This is a genomic window from Phenylobacterium deserti (genome assembly GCF_003254705.1).
Lineage (GTDB): Bacteria > Pseudomonadota > Alphaproteobacteria > Caulobacterales > Caulobacteraceae > Phenylobacterium > Phenylobacterium deserti.
The window spans coordinates 849,440-867,927 of sequence record NZ_QFYR01000001.1 but is presented as its reverse complement, the minus strand read 5'-3'; the positions used below and the strand labels follow the sequence as shown (position 1 = coordinate 867,927).

General features: G+C 69.7%; 17 protein-coding genes and 1 tRNA gene. 8 read left to right on the top strand and 10 right to left on the bottom strand.

Annotated elements, in window-relative coordinates:
• Positions 1-80 precede the first annotated feature (80 nt).
• Entirely contained in the window at positions 81-1,379 is a 1,299-nt protein-coding gene (locus tag DJ018_RS04305) for an Hsp70 family protein (protein ID WP_111513633.1), read from the top strand.
• Here the strand turns inward: DJ018_RS04305 and DJ018_RS04300 are convergent.
• Both DJ018_RS04300 and DJ018_RS04295 read right to left on the bottom strand, forming a co-directional pair.
• Positions 1,351-2,610: a flavin monoamine oxidase family protein gene (locus DJ018_RS04300; RefSeq protein WP_111513632.1), complete on the bottom strand. Its 1,260-nt coding sequence runs from the start codon at positions 2,608-2,610 to the stop codon at positions 1,351-1,353. The genes DJ018_RS04305 and DJ018_RS04300 overlap by 29 nt on opposite strands.
• A 35-nt stretch (positions 2,611-2,645) precedes the next feature.
• The gene (locus tag DJ018_RS04295) at positions 2,646-5,480 is read right to left on the bottom strand and encodes a M16 family metallopeptidase (protein ID WP_111513631.1); all 2,835 of its coding nucleotides are present in this window, start codon (positions 5,478-5,480) and stop codon (positions 2,646-2,648) included.
• Between the two features lie 182 nt (positions 5,481-5,662).
• Here DJ018_RS04295 and DJ018_RS04290 point away from each other — a divergent pair, with 182 nt between their 5' ends.
• Entirely contained in the window at positions 5,663-6,637 is a 975-nt protein-coding gene (locus DJ018_RS04290) for a LysR family transcriptional regulator (RefSeq protein ID WP_111513630.1), read from the top strand.
• Here DJ018_RS04290 and DJ018_RS04285 read toward each other — a convergent pair.
• Positions 6,634-7,629 carry a small ribosomal subunit Rsm22 family protein gene (locus tag DJ018_RS04285; protein WP_111513629.1) on the bottom strand — a complete coding sequence of 332 codons (996 nt, stop codon included), beginning with the start codon at positions 7,627-7,629 and terminating at the stop codon, positions 6,634-6,636. The genes DJ018_RS04290 and DJ018_RS04285 overlap by 4 nt on opposite strands.
• Positions 7,630-7,636: 7 nt before the next feature.
• A complete protein-coding gene (acs, locus tag DJ018_RS04280; protein ID WP_240609450.1) occupies positions 7,637-9,580 on the bottom strand; it encodes an acetate--CoA ligase in 1,944 nt (647 codons plus the stop codon).
• Between the two features lie 114 nt (positions 9,581-9,694).
• Between acs and DJ018_RS04275 the strand changes: the two genes are divergently transcribed.
• Genes DJ018_RS04275 through DJ018_RS04265 form a run of 3 tightly spaced genes read left to right on the top strand, consistent with a single transcriptional unit; the run spans position 9,695 to position 12,265 of the window.
• On the top strand, positions 9,695-10,234 hold the full coding sequence (locus tag DJ018_RS04275) for a DUF2939 domain-containing protein (RefSeq protein WP_111513627.1): 540 nt from the start codon (positions 9,695-9,697) through the stop codon (positions 10,232-10,234).
• Complete coding sequence (locus tag DJ018_RS04270; protein WP_165842789.1) at positions 10,212-11,492, top strand: class I SAM-dependent methyltransferase; 1,281 nt, start codon at positions 10,212-10,214, stop codon at positions 11,490-11,492. Before DJ018_RS04275 ends, DJ018_RS04270 begins: the two co-directional genes overlap by 23 nt.
• Positions 11,493-11,515: 23 nt before the next feature.
• On the top strand, positions 11,516-12,265 hold the full coding sequence (locus DJ018_RS04265) for a creatininase family protein (RefSeq protein ID WP_111513625.1): 750 nt from the start codon (positions 11,516-11,518) through the stop codon (positions 12,263-12,265).
• 1 nt (position 12,266) lies between these two features.
• Here DJ018_RS04265 and DJ018_RS04260 read toward each other — a convergent pair whose 3' ends face one another.
• From DJ018_RS04260 to tsaD, 5 genes are all read right to left on the bottom strand, one after another.
• Positions 12,267-13,352: a cell wall hydrolase gene (locus DJ018_RS04260; protein WP_240609449.1), complete on the bottom strand. Its 1,086-nt coding sequence runs from the start codon at positions 13,350-13,352 to the stop codon at positions 12,267-12,269.
• 169 nt (positions 13,353-13,521) lie between these two features.
• Entirely contained in the window at positions 13,522-13,842 is a 321-nt protein-coding gene (locus tag DJ018_RS04255) for a Rieske (2Fe-2S) protein (protein ID WP_240609448.1), read from the bottom strand.
• A gap of 22 nt (positions 13,843-13,864) precedes the next feature.
• Positions 13,865-14,146, bottom strand: a complete 282-nt coding sequence (locus tag DJ018_RS04250; protein ID WP_111513623.1) for a YciI family protein — start codon at positions 14,144-14,146, stop codon at positions 13,865-13,867.
• A gap of 3 nt (positions 14,147-14,149) precedes the next feature.
• On the bottom strand, positions 14,150-15,142 hold the full coding sequence (locus DJ018_RS04245) for an NAD(P)H-dependent glycerol-3-phosphate dehydrogenase (protein ID WP_111513622.1): 993 nt from the start codon (positions 15,140-15,142) through the stop codon (positions 14,150-14,152).
• Positions 15,139-16,230, bottom strand: coding sequence for a tRNA (adenosine(37)-N6)-threonylcarbamoyltransferase complex transferase subunit TsaD (gene tsaD / locus DJ018_RS04240; protein WP_111513621.1), 1,092 nt, complete (start codon positions 16,228-16,230; stop codon positions 15,139-15,141). Before tsaD ends, DJ018_RS04245 begins: the two co-directional genes overlap by 4 nt.
• Positions 16,231-16,301: 71 nt before the next feature.
• On the opposite strand from tsaD, the gene hemC reads away from it, so the two are divergent.
• From hemC to DJ018_RS04225, 3 genes are all read left to right on the top strand, one after another.
• Positions 16,302-17,264: a hydroxymethylbilane synthase gene (gene hemC, locus DJ018_RS04235; RefSeq protein ID WP_111513620.1), complete on the top strand. Its 963-nt coding sequence runs from the start codon at positions 16,302-16,304 to the stop codon at positions 17,262-17,264.
• A 58-nt stretch (positions 17,265-17,322) separates the two neighbouring features.
• On the top strand, positions 17,323-18,027 hold the full coding sequence (locus DJ018_RS04230; RefSeq protein ID WP_111513619.1) for a uroporphyrinogen-III synthase: 705 nt from the start codon (positions 17,323-17,325) through the stop codon (positions 18,025-18,027).
• 131 nt (positions 18,028-18,158) lie between these two features.
• Positions 18,159-18,234 (top strand) — tRNA-Thr (locus DJ018_RS04225).
• Between the two features lie 47 nt (positions 18,235-18,281).
• Here DJ018_RS04225 and DJ018_RS18930 read toward each other — a convergent pair.
• The gene (locus DJ018_RS18930) at positions 18,282-18,476 is read right to left on the bottom strand and encodes a hypothetical protein (RefSeq protein ID WP_133254212.1); all 195 of its coding nucleotides are present in this window, start codon (positions 18,474-18,476) and stop codon (positions 18,282-18,284) included.
• Between the last annotated feature and the right edge of the window lie 12 nt (positions 18,477-18,488).

Genomic DNA, 18,488 nt, shown 5'->3' with positions numbered 1-18,488 from the left:
CAGCGCCAGAGCTGTAACCCCCTCACCCGCTCTGCGGGAGCTCCCTCTCCAGGGAGCCAGCTGACCAGCTTGGACGTCCCATGACCCTGACCCTCGGCGTCGACTTCGGCACCACCAACACGGTGATCGCCCTTGCGGACGCTGACGGCCCTGCGCGGCTGGCCAGGTTCGATGGGCCGGCCGGCGAGCTGTTCGCGGTCCGCTCGGCCCTCAGCTTCTTCGCCCCTCCCGAACGGCCGCAGGCCCGCACCATCGAAGCCGGACCGTGGGCCATCGAGGCCTATATGGAGGACCCGGGCGAGACCCGGTTCATTCAGTCCTTCAAGAGCTTCGCCGCCCAGGAAAGCTTCTCCGAGACCCAGGTGCTGGGTAAGCGCTACCGCTTCGAGGACCTGCTCTCGACCTTTCTGCTGAAGGTGCGCGAGCACGGCGGGGCGCAGCTGGCCGACCTGCCCAAGCGGGTGATCGTCGGCCGACCGGTGACCTTCGTCGGCGCTTCGGCGGACCCGGAGCTCGCCATGCGCCGCTACGAGGAGGCGTTCCGCAGGCTCGGCTTCGAAGAGGTGCTCTACGCCTTCGAGCCCGTCGGGGCGGCCTTCTTCTTCGCGCGCGAGCTCGATAACGACGCCACGGTCCTCGTGGGCGACTTCGGCGGCGGCACCTCCGACTTTTCGGTGATCCGTTTCGAGCGGGAAGCGGGGCAGGTTCGCGCCGTGCCGCTGGGCCGCGCCGGCGTGGGCGTCGCGGGCGACGCCTTCGACTACCGGATCATCGACAACCTGGTCTCGCCGCAGCTCGGCAAGGGCTCCAGCTACACTTCGTTCGGCAAGGTGCTGCCGGTGCCGAACCGCTACTACTCCGCCTTCGCGCGCTGGGATCAGCTAGCCCTCATGCGCCAGAGCCGCGAGATGCGCGAGATCCGCCAACTCGCCAAGGATGCGGTCGAGCCCGAGAAGTTCGAGCGCATGGTCGAGATGCTCGACGAGAACCACGGCTACCTGCTCTATCGTTCGGTCTCACGCCTGAAGGAGGCCTTGTCCTCTGCGAAGAGCGCCGAGTTCCGCTTCGAGGCGGGCTCCATCAGCATCGTGCGCGATGTCGCCCGAGCCGAGTTCGAAGGCTGGATCGCGCCCGAGCTGGCGTTGATCGAAAACGCCGTGGACGCCGCCCTGGCCGATGCCGGACTGAACCTCGAAGGCGTGGATCGCGTGTTTCTCACCGGCGGCTCGTCGCTGGTGCCGGCAGTGCGCGAAATCTTCCATCGCCGCTTCCCGGCTGGCCGGATCGCCAGCGGGGCGGAGCTGGAATCCATCGCCTCGGGTCTCGCCCTTATGGGCCGTGAGGATGACCTCAGCCGCTGGACGCTGCGGGCGAGCTGACGCCAAGCGCCGCAAGCGCCTCATCCGCCGCGCGAAGCCCCGTCTCCCACGCGCCGTGGCAGGTGGAATAGGCGTGGGGGCTTGTCGCCTCGCCGGCGAAGAAAATCCGGTTCTCCACGGGCGCGGCGAGCACCGCCCGAGCCCCGGCGTGACCGGGGAGGGCGTGCGAATAGCTGCCCAGCGTCCATGGATCGCCGGCCCAGTGCGTCTCGCCCACGGGCGTCAGCTTGCGGCGGAAGTCGGAGCCCAACAGCCCCACCAGCTCCTCGACCGCAAACCCCACCTGCGCCCCAGGACCCTCGCCTTCCAGGTGGCGCGCCAGCCGCCCGCCTAGAAACACCTCGATGTATGGGCGCTTGAACGGCCGCAGATGATAGCTGCCGGTCTCGGTCCGGTCGGTGCGGCCAAACATGTGCTCTTCAGTCGGCAGCGCCTCCGGCTCCTCAAGCAGCAGGAAGGCCTTGTCGGCGAGGCCCAGCGGCAGGCCGGCGGCCGCGGCCTGCTTGTCGCTGAGGCCAGGCGAGAACGAAAGACGTCCCTCGGCCAAGGTGGGCGTCGGCACGGCCACGATCGCCGCCCGACAGCTCACGGTCCCGCGCGTGGTCTCGAGCCGCAGCTCCGGTCCGTCATGGTGCACGACCTCCACCGCGCAGTCGGTCACAATGGCGTCCAGCGGCGCGAAGTGGCGGATGGCCGCGCCGTACCCGTCCGCCACTCGGTAGTTCACCTCGGTGTCGTCGTAGGCCGCATAGTCCAGAACCGATACCTGATCGTACTCCGCGCCGTTGTAGTAGCTCGACACCGCATCCATCAGGACGTTCCAGCGGCACTCCGGGTCGAAGAAATCGCTGGCCGGCTGGTCGCGACCGCTCCTGGCGGCCTCCTCCAGGCGGTTTTCGAAGGCTTCGTAAGCGGACCCGAACGCCTGCTGGTCCTGCGGCGTGAAGTCCTGGTTGCCCGCCTGCCGCTCCCAGTGCGGCGGCGTCCGGTCGATGTGAAAGCCGGCCTGTTCGATCGGCGTCACCAGCGGATTGACGTCAGCCGAGTGTAGCCAGCCGCAGCCCAGGTCCAGCGGCAGATCCGGCCGGGCGAGCACGGTGTGCGCTCGCCCGCCGATCCGACCCTGCGCCTCCAGCGCCACCGCCGAGACGCCCGCAGCCCGCAAGCGCCGCAGCGCCGCGATCCCGGCGGCGCCCGCGCCGATCACCACCACATCGAAACGATCCTGCATGGGGTGCTGAACGCCGCGGCCGAAGCTTCTTTCCCTTACCGCCCCTTGCGCAGCGTCGGGCTGTCGAGATCAAGATCGGTGACCGGGATCACCTCCAGGTTCGGCAGCTTCGACTTAAGCTGAGTGGAGAAGGCCTTGGCGTCGCCGGCGACGATGACGTTCGCCTGGGCCGGATCCATCACTCGGGCGGCGAAAGCCTGCACCTGACCTGGCGTCACCGCCTCCACCTTGCGGGTGTAGGCGCCGATCTCGTCCAGCGGCACGCCGTAAAGCGCCAGGTTGCCCAGGATGTCGGCCAAGCCGCTGGTGGTGGCCAGGTCGCGACCGAAGTCGCCCACTAGCACCGACTTGCGGGCCGTCATCTCGTCCGCCGTCGCCGGACGGGATGCGATCCCGCGGATCTCGGCCTGGATCAGGTCCAGCACTTCCGGCGCGCTCTCGTTCTTGGTCTGCGCCACGGCGCGGAACGAGCCGGTGGTGCGGTTCGCCGACAGCCCGGAGCCGGCGCCATAGCTGAGGCCGCGCTTGATGCGGATCTCCTGATTGAGGCGCGAGGAGAAGCCGACCCCCAGGATCGTGTTGGCGACCAGGCCCTCGTAGTAGGCCGGATCGTTGCGGGCGATGGCCGGCTTGGCCACCGTTACCGAGGCTTGTCCAGTACCCGGCAGGTCGATGGCGATGGCGCGCGGCGCGGCCTTCGGCGCGATCGCCGGGGCGGGGCTGAGCGGCGCGGCGGGCTTGCTCCAGTCCCCGAACGCCTGCTGGGCGAGGGCGAAGCCCTGCTCGGGCGTGATGGCGCCGGTCAGCACCAGGATGGCGTTGTCCGGGCGGAACCAGGTCCGGTGAATGGCCGAAAGGTCCTGCGGCTTGATCTTCTCCAGGGAGGCCGGCGTGCCCGTGGCCACATGGCCGAACGGCGTCCCGGCGAAGTTCACCGGCGCGGCCGCCATGGTCGTGAGGCTGCCGGGCTGCTGGTAGGCGACCTGCAAGCCGTCCAGCGACTGCTGGCGTTGACGCTCCAGCTCTTCGGGGCTGAAGGCCGGGTTCTTGGCCACGTCCGCCATGATCGCCATGGCCTGGAGCAGCTTGTCCGGCATGACGTTCAGGGTGACGGACGAGGATTCCAGGGCCGCGCCGGAAGACAGGCTGGCGCCCAGGGCTTCGATCTGGCTGGCGATCTCCTGCGCCGAGCGCGTCTTGGTGCCCTCGGTCAGCATGTTCGCGGTCATGGCCGCCGCCCCGGACAGGCCTTGCGGGTCGGCCCAGCCGCCGGTCTTCACCGTCAGGTCCGCCGTGACCAGCGGAAGGTCAGTCGAGCGCGCCACGATCACGCGCAATCCGTTCGGCAGCGTGCGCTCCACAGGCGCCGGCAGCACGGGCTGCACCGGCGCGCCCAGGGCCGGCGGGGCGACCCGCTGTTCAGGCGGGGCGAGGGTGACGATCGGGCCGTTGTAGCTCGCCACTGTCTTCGGCGGCGTGGGCGCAGCCGGCGCGGCTTGGCCGGCCGGCCGGGCGCTCTCGGCCTGATACCGGATGGTCATCCGCTTCTGCGGGTCCAGGTACTTGCGGGCGACGCGCTGGACGTCGGCAGCGGTGACCGCCTGCAGGTCCGAGATCTCGGTGTTGGCCTTGGCGGGGTCGCCGTTGATCTGCAGCGCATAGCCGATGGCGAAGGCCCGACCGTCCACCGTTTCGCGGCCGCGCAGCTTGCCGGCCACCAGCTCGTTCTTGGCTTCGTTCAGCTCCGCGGCCGACGGCGGTGCGTCGCGCAGTCGGGCGACCTCGGCCAGCAGGGCGCTTTCGCCCTCCTGCAGGTTATGGCCGGACGCCATGATCGCGCCGACCATGAAGCTGCCCGGCTGCTGGGGCAGGTCGGCGTTGGACATGATCTCGGCCGCGATCTGCTTATCGTAGACCAGGCTGTTGTAGAGGCGCGAGGACTTGCCGCCCGACAGGATGGCGTCCAGCACCTTCAAGGCCGGGGCGTCGGGATCAGCGGCCTTGGGCCCGAGCCAAGTGATAGCCAGCGCCGGCAGCGGCACGTTGGGTCCATAGCCGTCGAAGACGCCCGGCGCGGCGCGAGCCGGCTCCACGGCGCTCACCCGCTTGATCGGCTGGGCCGGCTTCTTCAGCGGCCCGAAGTACTTGTCGACCCAGGCGTTCAGCTGGGCTTCGTCGAAATTGCCCACCACGATCAGCGCCGCGTTGTCCGGGCGGTAGTTGGCGGCGTGGAAGGCGCGCACGTCATCCACCGTGGCCGCGTCCAGCTCCTCGATCGAGCCGATCCCCGGACGCTTGTAGGGGTGCGTCGTATAGGTCGCCTGCGGCAGGTAGAGGCTGAACAGCCGGCCGTACGGCGAGGCGAGCACGCGCTGACGCAGCTCCTCCTTCACCACGTCCCGCTCCGACTTGAAGGCGGCCTCGTCCACCACCAGCGAGCCCATGCGCTCGGCCTCGGCCCAAAGCAGCCGCTCCAGGTGATTCGCCGGCACGACCTCGTAGTAGTTGGTGAAATCGTCCCAGGTGGAGGCGTTGTTGAAGCCGCCCACGTCCTCCGTCATCCGGTCGAAGCTCTCGGACGGCAGATTGCGGGTCGCCTTGAACATCATGTGTTCGAACAGGTGTGCGAAGCCGGAGCGCCCTTGCGGATCGTCCTTCGATCCCACGCCGTACCAGACCTGCACCGTCACATTGGGCGTGCCCCGGTCCAGAGAAGTGAAGACCTTCATCCCGTTGGGCAGCGTGCGTTGCTTGAAGGCGATGGGCGGCACGGCGCTGGACGCGGCCGCAGTCTGGGCGATGGCCGGCGCCGTCAAGGCGGTCGTGGCCAGGAACAGCGCCAATCCGGCGGCGCGGGCAGTGCGGAGCATGAGGCTTCCCCGATGAGCTTGTGGCTCCTCCTTAGCACCGCGCGAAGAGATGGTGGATTACCGCCTTGTCATGTCGCCCGCCTGCAGCTCATGCGCGAGTTCGACAACCATTGTTCTTAAAGCGTGCGCCCAACCTGTGCTAAACATGGGCGGCGGCGGGGCTGCAGGACGGGACGGGTCCGATGTTCGACTGGAACGACGTGAGAGCCTTTCTCGCCGTGGCGCGCGGCGGCTCGACCCTGGCCGCCGCCAAGGCGCTGGGCGTCAACCAGACCACGGTGGCGCGTCGGATCGAGGCGCTGGAAGCGGCGCTCGGCCTGAAGCTGTTCGAGCGCGGCCAGTCCGGCAGCCGGATCACCGAAGCCGGCCGCGATCTGATGCCCCAGGCCGAGACGTTGGAGCATGCGGCCGAGGTTCTGGCCACCCGCGCCCAGGCGCACCAGCGGGGCCTCGCCGGCGGCATCAAGATCACCGCCACGGAGGCGATCGCCAACAACTCCATCACCCCCGCGATCGGCGTGTTCCGGAAGCTCTACCCCGAGGTGCGGATCGATCTGGACGTGTCCGACCGGCCGCTGGACATCGAGGGCGGCGAAGCCGATCTCGCGATCCGCGCCGGCAAGGTTCTGCCGCCGTCGAACCTGATCGCGCGCAAGCTCACCGAATACGAATTCGCGCTCTACTGCAGCCGGGACTATGCCGCCCGGAACGGCTTTCCGGCCGGGCCTGAGGACCTGCGCCACCACGACCTGATCGCCGGCGAGACCGAGCAGGGCGTCCTACCGGGCGTCGAATGGATGTTCGCCCATGCCGGCGGCAAGACCCCGGCCCACCGCTGCAACAGCCTGACCAACCTGTCCCACGCGGTGCGGGCCGGCTTGGGCATCGCGCCCTTGGGCTGCCTGCTGGCCGACAGCGACCCCGCTCTGATCCGCTGCACCGAGCCCATCGCCGAGGCCCGCGCCACGGCTTGGATCGTCACTCGGCGGGAGCTGAAGGACACGCCCCGCATTCGCGCCTTTATCGACTTCTTGGTGCCCCACATGGCGCAGGAACACCGCAGGCGTGAGGCCCACAATCGGCTGGTCCGCCGCCAGGTGGCGGAGGAGCTCGCGGCTCTGGAGATCATCGCCCCGGCGCTGGGCGAGCTGGCCTAGTCCTCGCCGGGCCCGCTGGCCGGCCACACATCGCCCCAGCCGAGCCGGCGCGCCACGCCGTGGCCCGCCTTGTCCCGCTTGCCGACGAACCGCTGCTCGAGGCCCTGGTCGGTGCAGAGCTTCAGGTCGATGCCAGGCTTTCCACTGCGGGGCGGGGCCAGCACGCGTGGGCTGCGGGCACCGGCGGCGACGTCCGGGCGGGCGGCGATCAGGTAGGCGAACCGCTCGTCCTCGAACGGGACCTCGGCGCCCTTGGCCAGGCGGTGATCACGGCTGCGGGGCAGGCGGACGCTGAAATGGCACCAGTCCGAGCCGGTCAGCGGGCAGTCCGCCGAATGAGGGCAGGGCGCCAGCAGGGCCGCGCCCTGGGCGATCAGCGCCTGGCGCGCCGCCAGGATCCGCGCGTAGCCGGCCGGCGTGCCCGGCTCCACCAGCACCAGCAGCCCCTCGCACGCCGCCCAGAGTCCGGATACCACCGCCGCCTGCCGCTCGGCCGCGATCTCCGCCAGGGCATAGCTGGCGCAGACGACGTCCGCCTTGGGCCAGCTGTCGGCGGCCCCGGTGAGGTCCGCGCGAATGCGCTCGCTGCCCTTCAGGGCGCCAGGTCCCTCGCTCGCAAGGCGCGCGGCCATCTCGAGGAAAGGCCGGCTGGAGTCGAGCCAGGTGACCTGCTCCAACGGCCAGACGGCGCTGGCCGCCCAGCTCGCCGCCGCCGTGCCGGAGCCGGCGTCGAGCAGCCGGCGCGGCGTGTACTGCGGGGCCATCCGCTCGGCCTCGGCGAAGACGGTCAGGCAAGCGGCGTAGGTCGCCGGCAGGCGCGCCAGTGCATAAGCCAGCGCATCCTCCGCGCTGCGGATCACGCCCGCGGACGACTGGCCGGCGCGATAGGCGGCCGAGGTGCGCTGGGCGCGCTCGGCCAGGCCTTTGCGGGAAACGCCCTGCAGCTCGCGGTCGATGGCGGCGCGAAGGGGCGCCGGAAGCTCGGGCGTCACGTGAACTCTACGATTGCTGGGTGCGGTTCTTCACCAGATCGTCCACCACGGACGGGTCCGCAAGCGTCGAGGTGTCGCCCAGGTTGGACAGATCGTCCTCGGCGATCTTGCGCAGGATCCGGCGCATGATCTTGCCCGAGCGGGTCTTCGGCAGCCCCGGCGCGAACTGCACCACGTCCGGCGCCGCGAAGGGGCCGATCTCCCGGCGCACCCAGCCCTTCAGCTCGGCTTCCAGGATGTCGGTGGGCGTCACGTCGGCGTTCAGGGTCACGTAGCAGTAGATGCCCTGGCCCTTCACCGGGTGCGGATAGCCCACCACCGCCGCCTCGGCGACGTTCGGGTTGGCTACCAGGGCCGACTCCACCTCCGCCGTGCCGATCCGGTGGCCGGACACGTTGATCACGTCGTCCACGCGGCCGGTGATCCAGTAGTCGCCGTCCTCGTCACGCCGTGCGCCGTCGCCGGTGAAGTACTTCCCGGGATAGGTGGTGAAGTAGGTGGCGATAAAGCGCTCGTGGTCGCCGTACACCGTCCGCATCTGGCCAGGCCAGCTGTCGGTGATCACCAGGTTGCCGCTGACCGCGCCGTCCAGAACCTTGCCCTCGGCGTCCACCAATTGCGGCTGCACGCCCGGCAACGGCTTTGTGCAGGAGCCAGGCTTCATGTGCGTGGCGCCCGGCAGCGGGCTCATCAGGACGCCCCCGGTTTCCGTCTGCCACCAGGTGTCGACGATGGGGCAACGCGCCTCGCCCACCACCCGGTAGTACCAGAGCCAGGCTTCTGGATTGATCGGCTCGCCCACCGAGCCCAGTAGGCGCAGGGACTTGCGGGAGGTGCGGGTCACCGGCTCGTCGCCTTCGCGCATCAGGGCGCGGATGGCCGTCGGCGCGGTGTAGAAGATCTCAACCTGGTGCTTGTCGATGACGTCCCAGAACCGCGAATTGGTCGGGTAGTTCGGCACGCCCTCGAACATCAGGCTGGTCGCCGCATTAGCCAGCGGCCCATAGACAACATAGCTGTGGCCGGTGACCCAGCCGATGTCGGCGGTGCACCAGAAAATCTCGCCGGGCCGATAGTCGAACACCAGCTCGTGCGTATAGGCCGCCCAGGTCAGGTAGCCGCCGGTGGTGTGCAGCACGCCCTTGGGCTTACCCGTCGAGCCGGAGGTGTAGAGGATGAACAGCGGGTCCTCCGCGTTCATCGGCTCTGGCTCGCAGGTGTCCGCGACCGTGGTCTTCAGCTCCGAGTAGAAGGCGTCGCGGCCCTCCGTCATCGGAACCTCGCCGCGGGTGCGGCGCACGACCACCACGTCGGTGACGCCCGGGCAGGTCTTCAGCGCCTCGTCCACATTGCGCTTCAGGGGCACCGTCTTGCCGCCGCGCAGACCCTCGTCGGCGGTGATCACCACCTTGGAGTCGCAGTCCTGGATCCGGCCAGCGAGGGCGTCGGGCGAGAAGCCGCCGAACACCACGGAGTGCACCGCGCCGATGCGAGCGCAGGCCAGCATGGCCACCGCCGCCGCCGGGATCATCGGCAGGTAGATGGTCACCCGGTCGCCCTTTCGGACGCCCTTGGCTTTCAGCACATTGGCCATGCGGCAGACCTCGGCGAGCAGCTCGCGGTAGGTCAGGGTCGTATGGATCTCTGGGTCGTCGCTTTCCCAGATGATCGCAGTCTGGTCGCCGCGCGCGGCGATGTGCCGGTCCAGGCAGTTCACCGAGACGTTCAGCACGCCGTCCGCGAACCAGCGGATCCGGAAGTCGGACTTATTGAACGAGACGTCCTTGATCTGCGTCGGCGGCGTGATCCAGTCGAGGCGGCCGGCCACCTCGCGCCAAAATCCGTCCGGATCGGTCTTGGCCCGAGCGGCCGCGGCCTCATAGCCGGCGGCGTCCAGGTGAGCCTTCTGGGCCCAGGTTTCGAAAACCGGGAAAACCTCGCCGTCGGACACAGCACAATCTCCGCGCAAGAAGTTGGGGATGGAGTAGGCCGATGGACCGCGAGGCGCAATATTCGTGCTGCGGCCAAGCTTGCCCCACCCGGACACGGCGGCCATGTTCCCGCGATGCTTCGAACGGGTCGGGTTCTGGCGCTGGCGGCGCTTGCTTTGGCTGCGGCGTCTTGCGGCGGAAAGCCGGAAAAGGACGCTGCCGCCGACGTGCAGACGTTCCTGGCCGCTGTTCAGCAGCGTGACGTCGCCGAGTTCGAGCGCGCCATCGACCGGCCTGCGGTTCGCGGCGTGCTGCGCGCCCAGATGGTCGAGCTTAGCCGCGCTGCAGGGCTGGAGGTCGAGGGCGGCCCGTCCGAGTTCGCCCTCAACCGGATGATCGGGCCCGACAACCTGCAGCTCGTCGACGCCGCCAGCGGCCAGCCGATGATGTCACCGCCGACCGTCGAACAGGTGCGGCCGATGCTGAAGACTGTCGAGAAGGGCGTCGTCTGCCTGCACGACGGCACCCCCCAGCAGGGCTGCCTCCTGACCTTCCAAAAGCAGAAGGGCGGGACCAAGGACGAGGCGGGCGAGACCCGCCAGGCCGGCTGGCGTCTGACGGGCATGCCGGCCAATCACCTGCAGATCGCCATTGCTCCGCCGCCGGCGTCGTGAGGCGGTTGGGCTTGTGCGGGGCGGCGCCCTGGGCCATCAGACGCAGATGCCGATCCTGACCGCCGGCCCGGACGTGGGCGACCTTTCGCTCGATGCGGTGGATCCGCGCTACCGCAGGTTCCTGCTCGACTCCATCTCCCGCTACGGCCTGGACGCCGATCGTTTCTGGGCGCCGCTGCCGGCAGCCGACGAGATGTTCTTCAAGGCGATCTTGCCGAACTTCGAGCACGACACCGGCATCGCCGCCTTCAAGTTCACCGAGAGCACCCTTCGCCTGTTCGACGCCTATCGGCAGATCGTCGGCCAGGTGTTCGGCGGCTTCGACAAGCTGGGAACGGTGCTCGACTTCGCCTCGGGCTACGGGCGCCTGACCCGTGTGCTGACCCAGAAGCTTGCCCCCTCGCAGGTGTTCGTCAGCGACATCTACGCCGAAGCCATCGCCTGGCAGGCCCGGACCTTCGGCGTCAACGCCGTGCCGTCCGCGCCCAGCCCATCCGAATTCCGGCACGACCTGCGCCACGACATCGTCTTCGTCGGCTCGTTGTTCTCTCACCTGCCGACCGAGCTGTTCCACGCCTGGCTTGCGCGCCTCTACAGCCTCGTCGCGCCTGGCGGCGTGCTGGCCTTCAGCGTGCATGACGAGACCTTCCTGCCGGAAGGCCAGCCGCTGGATCCGTCGGGCCTCAGCTACTTCCGCACCAGCGAAAGCGGCTCCCTCGACCACGACATCTACGGCATGAGCTACGTCAGCGAGGCGTTCGTGGGCGAGGCCATCGGCCGGCTGCCCGGCGCGCCCGGCTGGCGGCGGTTCCACAAGGGGCTCTATGAGAACCAGGACCTCTATGTGGTGGCAGGGCCCGGCCGCGACGTCTCCCAGCTCAAGGTGGCCAGCACGCCGATGGGAGGCTTCGAGACCGCCACGGCCTTGACCAACGGCGACGTTGAATTCGCCGGGTGGGTTCTGGAGCGCACCCCCGGCGAGCGCATCGCCCGCCTCGCCGTCAGCGTCGACGGAGCTGAGCGTCTGTCGGTCGAGCCGCAGGGCGAGCGCCCCGACGTGCTGCGCCACTTCCCCCGCTCGGCCAATGCGCCCCAGGCCTGGCGCTTCCGCTTGCCGCGCGCGCAGGCCTCCGACGGCGCCCTGGTCCGGGTGGCGATGGAAAGCACCAGCGGGCTTTCCGGTTACGCCTATGCCGACTACCCGCCGCTGACCACCATGACCTACTCCGGCTGGTCCCGCAGGGGCCTGCGCGGCTGATCCCCTGAACGCGAGGCGCTGAGATGCTGCTGCACCTGTCCACTTGGGTCGAGATCGAAGCCTATCTCAAACGCTCCCGGACGGTGGTGATCCCCATCGGCTCCAATGAGCAGCACGGCCCGACCGGCCTGCTGGGCACCGACTGGCTGTGTCCTGAGATCATCGCGCATGAAGCGCAGAAGGGCGGCGACCTGCTGGTGGCGCCCACCTTCAACATCGGCATGGCGCAGCACCACCTGGGCTTTCCGGGCACCATCGCCCTGCGACCCTCCACCTTCATGGCGGCCATCGGCGACTGGTGCAAAAGCCTGGCTGCGGCCGGGTTCGAGAAGCTTTACTTCCTGAACGGTCATGGCGGCAACGTCGCCACCATCGAAGCCGCCTTCTCGGAGCTCTACGCCGAAGCGAGCTACGCCGGCGTGAAGCGCGGCTTCGCCTGCAAGCTGAAGAACTGGTGGGACCTGGAGGGTGTCACGGCGCTTGCCAATCGGCAGTTCCCGAGTGGCCACGGCAGCCACGCCACGCCGTCGGAGATCGCCGTCACCCAGTGGGCCTATCCGGACCAGATCAAGACGGCCAACTACGCGCCGCAGATCGCGCCCACCGGTCCGATCCGTGAAGCGATGGACTTCCGCGCGCGCTTCCCCGATGGCCGCATGGGTTCGGACCCGGCGCTGGCCACGCCGGAAAAGGGCGGCGAGCTGGTGCGCGCGGCAGCGGCCGGACTGATCCGCGACGTGGCGGCCTTCGCCGCCGAAGCGCCGGTGATCTGATCTAGAAGCTCATCCCGCCGGAGGGCATGGCCAGTCGCGGCGGCCCTTTCGCCTTCGGGCGCCCGGCCCAGTCGAGCTCTTCGCTCTTGGTGAGAGCTTCCGGCGCCGGAGCGGCCTTGGCCGGCGTGACCAGTTCCACGGCGTCTGCGGCGACCGCAGGGGCGGCTTCCGCGACAGGAGCCGCCACGGGTTCCACCGCCGCCGGGTCGATGGCGGCTGTCTCGCTGACCGGCGTGAGGTTGAGCTTGCCCTGGTTCTTGGCGAGGTCGTCCAGCACGGCCAGCTGCATGCCCTTGGCTTCGCCGCCGGCATAGCGCCCGCCGAAAGCCGGGGGCAGGCCCGCGCCGCCGGTCCAGCGATAGAAGATGTGGGCGCCGATCACCCGCACCTTCACCAGGCTCGGGCTCCAGTACGGGGCGACGTATTCCGCGTGATAGTGGGTGGCGTTGCCGACCTTCTTCATGACGTAGCCGTGCAGCGCCGCCTCCGCGATCTTGCGGGCGCGCATCCAGCCTTCTTCGGCCGGCTTGCGGGCCAGCGATCCGTCGCAGGTGAAGGTGAACTGGCAGCCGGTGGTCCGCTCCGAACCCTGGAAGACAACGCCGCACACCGTCTTCGGGAAGGCCGGATGGCGCATCCGGTTCAGAACCACCTGCGCCACCGCACGCTGGCCATCGACGCTCTCGAAGGCAGCCTCGTAGTAGATGGCGGCGGTCAGGCAGTCGGTCGCGCGCGCCTCGTCCAGCACGCCTTCGGCTTCCAGCCGGAAGGGACGCGCCGGCGGGTTCGGCAGGTCGGAAATCGGGTTGGACGCGTTCCACAGCCGTGCTGCGTCGGGCGACAGGTCCTGGAGCCGGATGAGGTCGTCCTGCGAGGCCTGGTCCTCGCCGCTTGTCGCGGCGGGCGTGAGCACCATCGCCCGCGGCGCGCTGACTGGCGCTTGCGTCAGTCGTGCGCTGTTCGTCTGCGACGGCAGGGCCGCGAGGCTGATCGCGAGGCACAGGACCGAGAGCAGGCCAAGCTGCAGGCCCGCCACCTGGGTGGCGGGAAGCGGATGACGGACAAGGCTGCGGAAGCGGTGAAGCACGCTGGACCGGTGAAGCTGTTTCGGAAGCGTGACCACATAGTCGCGGGGCTCGGCGAACGCGAGTCTTTTATTTAACCAATGGTTAACCAGCGATCTGAATTTCTACAGTCAAATGAGGGCATTAACCGCATTGTGCGTTGCACAAAAATCTTCAGCGCCGCCTGTTTGATTAGGCGGTGAACACCTCGCCGTCACGGATCTCCACCGGCCAGTCGGTCAGCCGCTCGCCTGCGCAGGGGCTGGTCACGCCCAGGCCGTCCAGGTCGAACAGGGCCCCGTGGCCGGCGCAAAGGATGTGACCGCCGTCCCGCGTGAGATAGCGGTCGTCGAGCGCCGAAAGGGGCCAGCCGGCATGCGGGCAGCTGTCGACGAAGCCGCGCACCGTTCCGCCCGCCCGCACCAGGAAACCCGCGAACAGCCGGTTCTCGTGTCGGAAGCGGAAGCCTTTGGATCCGGGCTCAGCCAGCTCGTCCAGTGCGCACAGGCGCACTCCCGCGGCCGGCTGCGCCGGGTTAGAGACTGCCAATCGTCACCCGGAAGGGGCGGATCTCGACGCTCTCGAACAGGCCCGCCTTGGTGTAGGGGTCGTTGGCGTTGAACTCGCGCGCCGCCTTGAGGTCGGCCGTCTCGATGATCATCAGCGAGCCCGCCATGTCGCCGGCCTCGTTCAGGAACGGACCGCCCAGCTTCAGCACGCCGCGCTCGGCCACATAGGCCAGGTGCGCCTCGCGCGCGCCCAGGCGCACCTCCAGGGCGTTCGGCTTGTCCAGGCAGGTCAGCACGAAGAGCGGCATGGCTTATCCTTGTTCGTCGCGAAGCGGTCGGGCCAGCAGGCCCGCGATGGCGGCGTCCACATCGGCTTCGCCCGCCAGGATGGCGGCCACGGCCTCGCAGATCGGCGTGTCGATGCCCAGGCTGCGGGCCAGCTGGCGCACCGCCGGCGCGGAGGCCACGCCTTCCGCCACGGACAACTTGCCGGACAGCGCCCCCTGCAGCGTCTCGCCGCGGCCCAGCGCCAGGCCGACGCTCATGTTGCGCGACTGCGGGCTGGAGCAGGTCAGCACCAGGTCGCCCAGGCCGCACAGGCCCGCCAGGGTCTCGGCCCGTGCGCCCAGCGCAACCGCCAGTCGGGTCATCTCCGCGAACCCGCGGGTGATCAGCGCCGCGTGAGCGCTGCGGCCCATGCCGCGCCCCTCGACGATGCCGCAAGCGATGGCCAGGACGTTCTTCACCGCGCCGCCGGCTTCCGCCCCGATCATGTCGGTGGCGAGGTACGGCCGGAAGGTCGGAGTGGCGATGGCCTCCGCAATGGTCCGGCCCAGCGCCTCATCCGGGCAGGCGAGGGTGACAGCGGTGGGCAGCCCGCGCGCCACTTCTCCGGCGAAGCTCGGACCGGACAGCACCGCGGGCGCCGCCTGCGGCACGGTTTCGGCCAGCACTTCGGTCATCAGCTTCAGCGAGCCCTGCTCCACGCCCTTGGCGCAGAGCACGATCGGCAGGCCTTCGAAGGCGTTGGGCGCAAAGGCCTCCAGGGCCGAGCGCAGGTGCTGGGCCGGAGCCACCGCCAGGATCAGCTCGCTGCGCGCCAGGTCCACGAAATCGCTGGAGGCGCGAACCCCGTGATCCAGCTCCACGCCCGGCAGGAACAGCTCGTTCTGGTGACGGTCGTTGACGCCGTCGACCACCTCGCGCTCGCGCGCCCAGAGCACCGTCTCCAGCCCCGCGCGGGCGCACACCTGCGCCAGGGCCGTGCCCCACGCGCCGCCGCCGATCACCCCGGCTCTTCTCATGCCTTCGCTCCCTTGCGTCCCGCCACGTGGGTCGGGTTAGCCAACGCCGCGGCCTGGTCCAGCGGCCAGCGCGGTCGGGCCGGCGCGTCCAGCGGATCGGCCTGCCCGAGAGCCAAACGCTCGGCGCCCGCCAAAGCGATCATCGCCGCGTTGTCGGTGCAGAACGCCATCGGCGGCGCGGTGAAGGAAAAGCCGCGCTTGGCGGCGGTTTGCTGCAGCAACGCCCGCACGGACTTGTTGGCCGCCACCCCTCCGGCCACCACGAAGCGCAGTTCCTGGCCGCCATGCGTCTCCGCATAGGCGGCCATGGCCCGGTCGCTGCGTTCGGCCAGCTGGCGGGCGATGGCGGTTTGAACGCTGGCGGCGAGATCGTGCCGCTCATCGTCCGACGTCAGGCCCTCGGCCAGGCGCGCGGCCGCCGTCTTCAAGCCCGAGAACGAGAAGTCGCAATCCTTGCGGCCCAGCAGCATGCGCGGCAGCACAAACCGCTCCGCATCGCCGCCTTCCGCCAGCTTCTCCAGCGCAGGCCCGCCCGGGTACGGCAGGCCCAGGGTCTTGGCGATCTTGTCAAAGGCCTCGCCAGCCGCATCGTCGATGGTCGTGCCGATGCGGCGGCAGGCGCCCACGCCTTCCACCTCCAGCAGCTGGCAGTGCCCGCCGGACACCAGCAGCAGCAGGAACGGATAGTCGACTTGCGCCCCGAGCCGTGCGGACACCGCATGGCCTTCCAGGTGGTTCACGGCGATCAGCGGCAGGCCGCGGGCCAGGGCGACCGCCTTGCCGAACGACAGCCCCACCATCACCCCACCGACGAGGCCCGGCCCCGCCGTCGCCGCAACGCCGGTGAGCGCGTCATAGCCGACGCCTGCCTGGCTCATCGCCTCCGCCGTGATGCCGTCGACGCCCTCCACGTGGGCGCGGGCCGCGATCTCCGGCACCACCCCGCCATAGGGCGCATGGGCCGCGATCTGGCTGGCGATCACCGAGGATAGCACCTCGCTGGTTCCATCGGCGTGCAGGCGCACGACCGCCGCGGCGGTTTCGTCGCAGCTGGTCTCGAGGCCGAGGACGGTCTGGGGCGTGGTCATCCGGTTGCCGGGGGAGGCCCGCTCCTGTAGCAGGCCCTTCACAGTTTCGGCTTCGAGGTAGACCGCCCGCCGTGCCCATGCAACCGCCCGTCCGGATCGGGGCCCGTGGCTCCAAGCTGTCGCTCGCCCAGTCCGGGATGATGCAGCGTCGCATCGCCGCCGCCCTCGGTGCGGACCCCACCAATGCGGCCGAAGTCGAGCGCGTGGCGCCCCTCGTGGTGATCACCACCACAGGGGACCGGGTGCAGGACCGCCGCCTGCTGGAGATCGGCGGCAAGGGGCTCTTCACCAAGGAGATCGAGGAAGCCCTGCTCGACGGGCGCATCGATTGCGCCGTCCACTCCATGAAGGACGTGCCGGCGGCCATGGTCGACGGCCTGTGCATCGCCGCCATTCCGGAGCGGGAGGATCCCCGTGACGCCTTTCTGAGCCGCGGTCCCGAACGGCTGGAGGACCTCACGGACGGCGCCGTGCTTGGCACCGCCAGCCTCCGTCGCCAGGCCCAGTCGCTGTTCCGCCGACCCGACCTGAAGGTCGAGATGCTGCGCGGCAATGTCGACACGCGCCTCGCCAAGCTCGCGGCGGGGGAGGCGGACGCCATCCTCCTGGCCTATGCGGGGCTCAAGCGCCTGGGGCTTGGTCACCTGCCCACCAGCCTGATCGACGCGGTGCAGTGCCCGCCGGCCCCCGGCCAGGGCGCCCTGGCCATCCAGACGCGCATCGCCGACCGGGACGCCGCCTGGCTGGCGGCCGTCCGGCACGAGCCCACGATGCTCACCGTCGCCGCCGAACGCGGGGCGATGTGGGCGCTGGAAGCCTCCTGCCGCACCGCGATCGGCGCTCACGCCTGGCTGGAAGGCGGCTCCCTGAACCTGGTGGTGGAGGCCCTGACCCCTGACGGTGCGCGCCGTTTCCGTCACTCAGGGTCGGCCGAGCTTTCGCAGCTTGCCGATCCGGAAGGCTCCGCCCGCGATCTCGGCCTGTCTCTCGGGCAGGCGGTGAAGGACGAAGCCGGAGACGCCCTCGTCCTCTGACTGGCGCCTCAGGTTGCGGTCAATGCTTTAGCCACTTTCGCGTGACAAGGGTCGCCGCATGGCGGGGCGTCGCAAGCAAGTCTGGATCACCCGCGCTCAGCCGGGCGCGGATCTCACCGCCGAGCGCGTGCGAGCTCTGGGCCACACGGCGATGGTCGAGCCGCTGCTTCTGGTCCGCAATCTCGCCGACGTGGACGTGGATCTGAGCGGCGTCGGAGCGTTGGCCTTCACCAGCGCCAACGGCGTGCGGGCCTTCACCGATGTTTCCGGCGACCGCTCCTTGCGGGTGTTCGCCGTCGGCTCAGCCACCGGCCAGGCCGCCCGGCAGGCTGGTTTCCGGACAGTGCTCTCCTCCGACGGCGACGTGTCGGCCCTGGCGGGCAGCATCGCCGCGCGTAAGAGCGAGCTCGGCGGGGCGGTTCTCCACCCCGGCGCGGTGGATCTGGCGGGAGACCTCGTGGGCGCGCTGGAAGCCCAAGGCGTCGCCGCCCGCCGGCTGACCGTCTACGAGACGGTGTCCGCCGAGATCGCCGAGGCGCGCCTTGCCGAACTGCTGCGCTGCGACACCGTCCTGCTCCACTCGCCGCGCGCCGCCGAGGTGTTGGCAAAGCTGCTCAAGGCCCAACCGACCCCGACCTTGCGAGCCCTCGGGCTTTCCAAGAACGTGCTCAAGCCCTTGACGCGGGTGAAGCTCGCAGGCCGCCTTAGCCCGCCGCATCCTCTGGAAGCGGCTCTTCTGAGCCTGATCAGCCCCGCGTCCTGAGCCGGTCCGCGCGGTCGGAAAGCCTCGGTGTCGCGGATGCGCAGCCGGCGCTTGGCGAGCGCCTCAAGACCCGCTAAATAGGCCGCCTTCGCGACCGGCCCGCCGTTCGCGATCCGGCAAACGCCCATTGGGCCGCCTTAGCTCAGCCGGTAGAGCGGCGCATTCGTAATGCGTAGGTCAGGTGTTCGAGTCACCTAGGCGGCACCATCCTTCCTCCGGAAGGCGGGCCTTTCTCCCCAGATCTTAGCCGGCGATCAGCCGCCGCCGATGCCTTCCATCACCTTGCCCGTGCCGTCGCAGGTCGGGCAAGGCTGACCGTCCAGGCGGCCGCTGCCGCTGCATTGCGGGCAGATGTTCTCACCGGCGGCGCTGTCGTCTTGCGGGGGCAGGTTCGGTTCGGCCGGGTCGGTCGGCATGCGGGTCTCCACCGTGAGCGTCCTTTCGCTCAACCGGCGCCCCAG

Coding starts and splice junctions, on each gene's coding strand:
- DJ018_RS04305 (WP_111513633.1), top strand. CDS start 81: ATGACCCTGACCCTCGGCGTCGACTTCGGCACCACCAACACGGTGATC.
- DJ018_RS04300 (WP_111513632.1), bottom strand. CDS start 2,610: ATGCAGGATCGTTTCGATGTGGTGGTGATCGGCGCGGGCGCCGCCGGG.
- DJ018_RS04295 (WP_111513631.1), bottom strand. CDS start 5,480: ATGCTCCGCACTGCCCGCGCCGCCGGATTGGCGCTGTTCCTGGCCACG.
- DJ018_RS04290 (WP_111513630.1), top strand. CDS start 5,663: ATGTTCGACTGGAACGACGTGAGAGCCTTTCTCGCCGTGGCGCGCGGC.
- DJ018_RS04275 (WP_111513627.1), top strand. CDS start 9,695: ATGCTTCGAACGGGTCGGGTTCTGGCGCTGGCGGCGCTTGCTTTGGCT.
- DJ018_RS04265 (WP_111513625.1), top strand. CDS start 11,516: ATGCTGCTGCACCTGTCCACTTGGGTCGAGATCGAAGCCTATCTCAAA.
- DJ018_RS04250 (WP_111513623.1), bottom strand. CDS start 14,146: ATGCCGCTCTTCGTGCTGACCTGCCTGGACAAGCCGAACGCCCTGGAG.
- DJ018_RS04245 (WP_111513622.1), bottom strand. CDS start 15,142: ATGAGAAGAGCCGGGGTGATCGGCGGCGGCGCGTGGGGCACGGCCCTG.
- tsaD (WP_111513621.1), bottom strand. CDS start 16,230: ATGACCACGCCCCAGACCGTCCTCGGCCTCGAGACCAGCTGCGACGAA.
- DJ018_RS04230 (WP_111513619.1), top strand. CDS start 17,323: ATGGCGGGGCGTCGCAAGCAAGTCTGGATCACCCGCGCTCAGCCGGGC.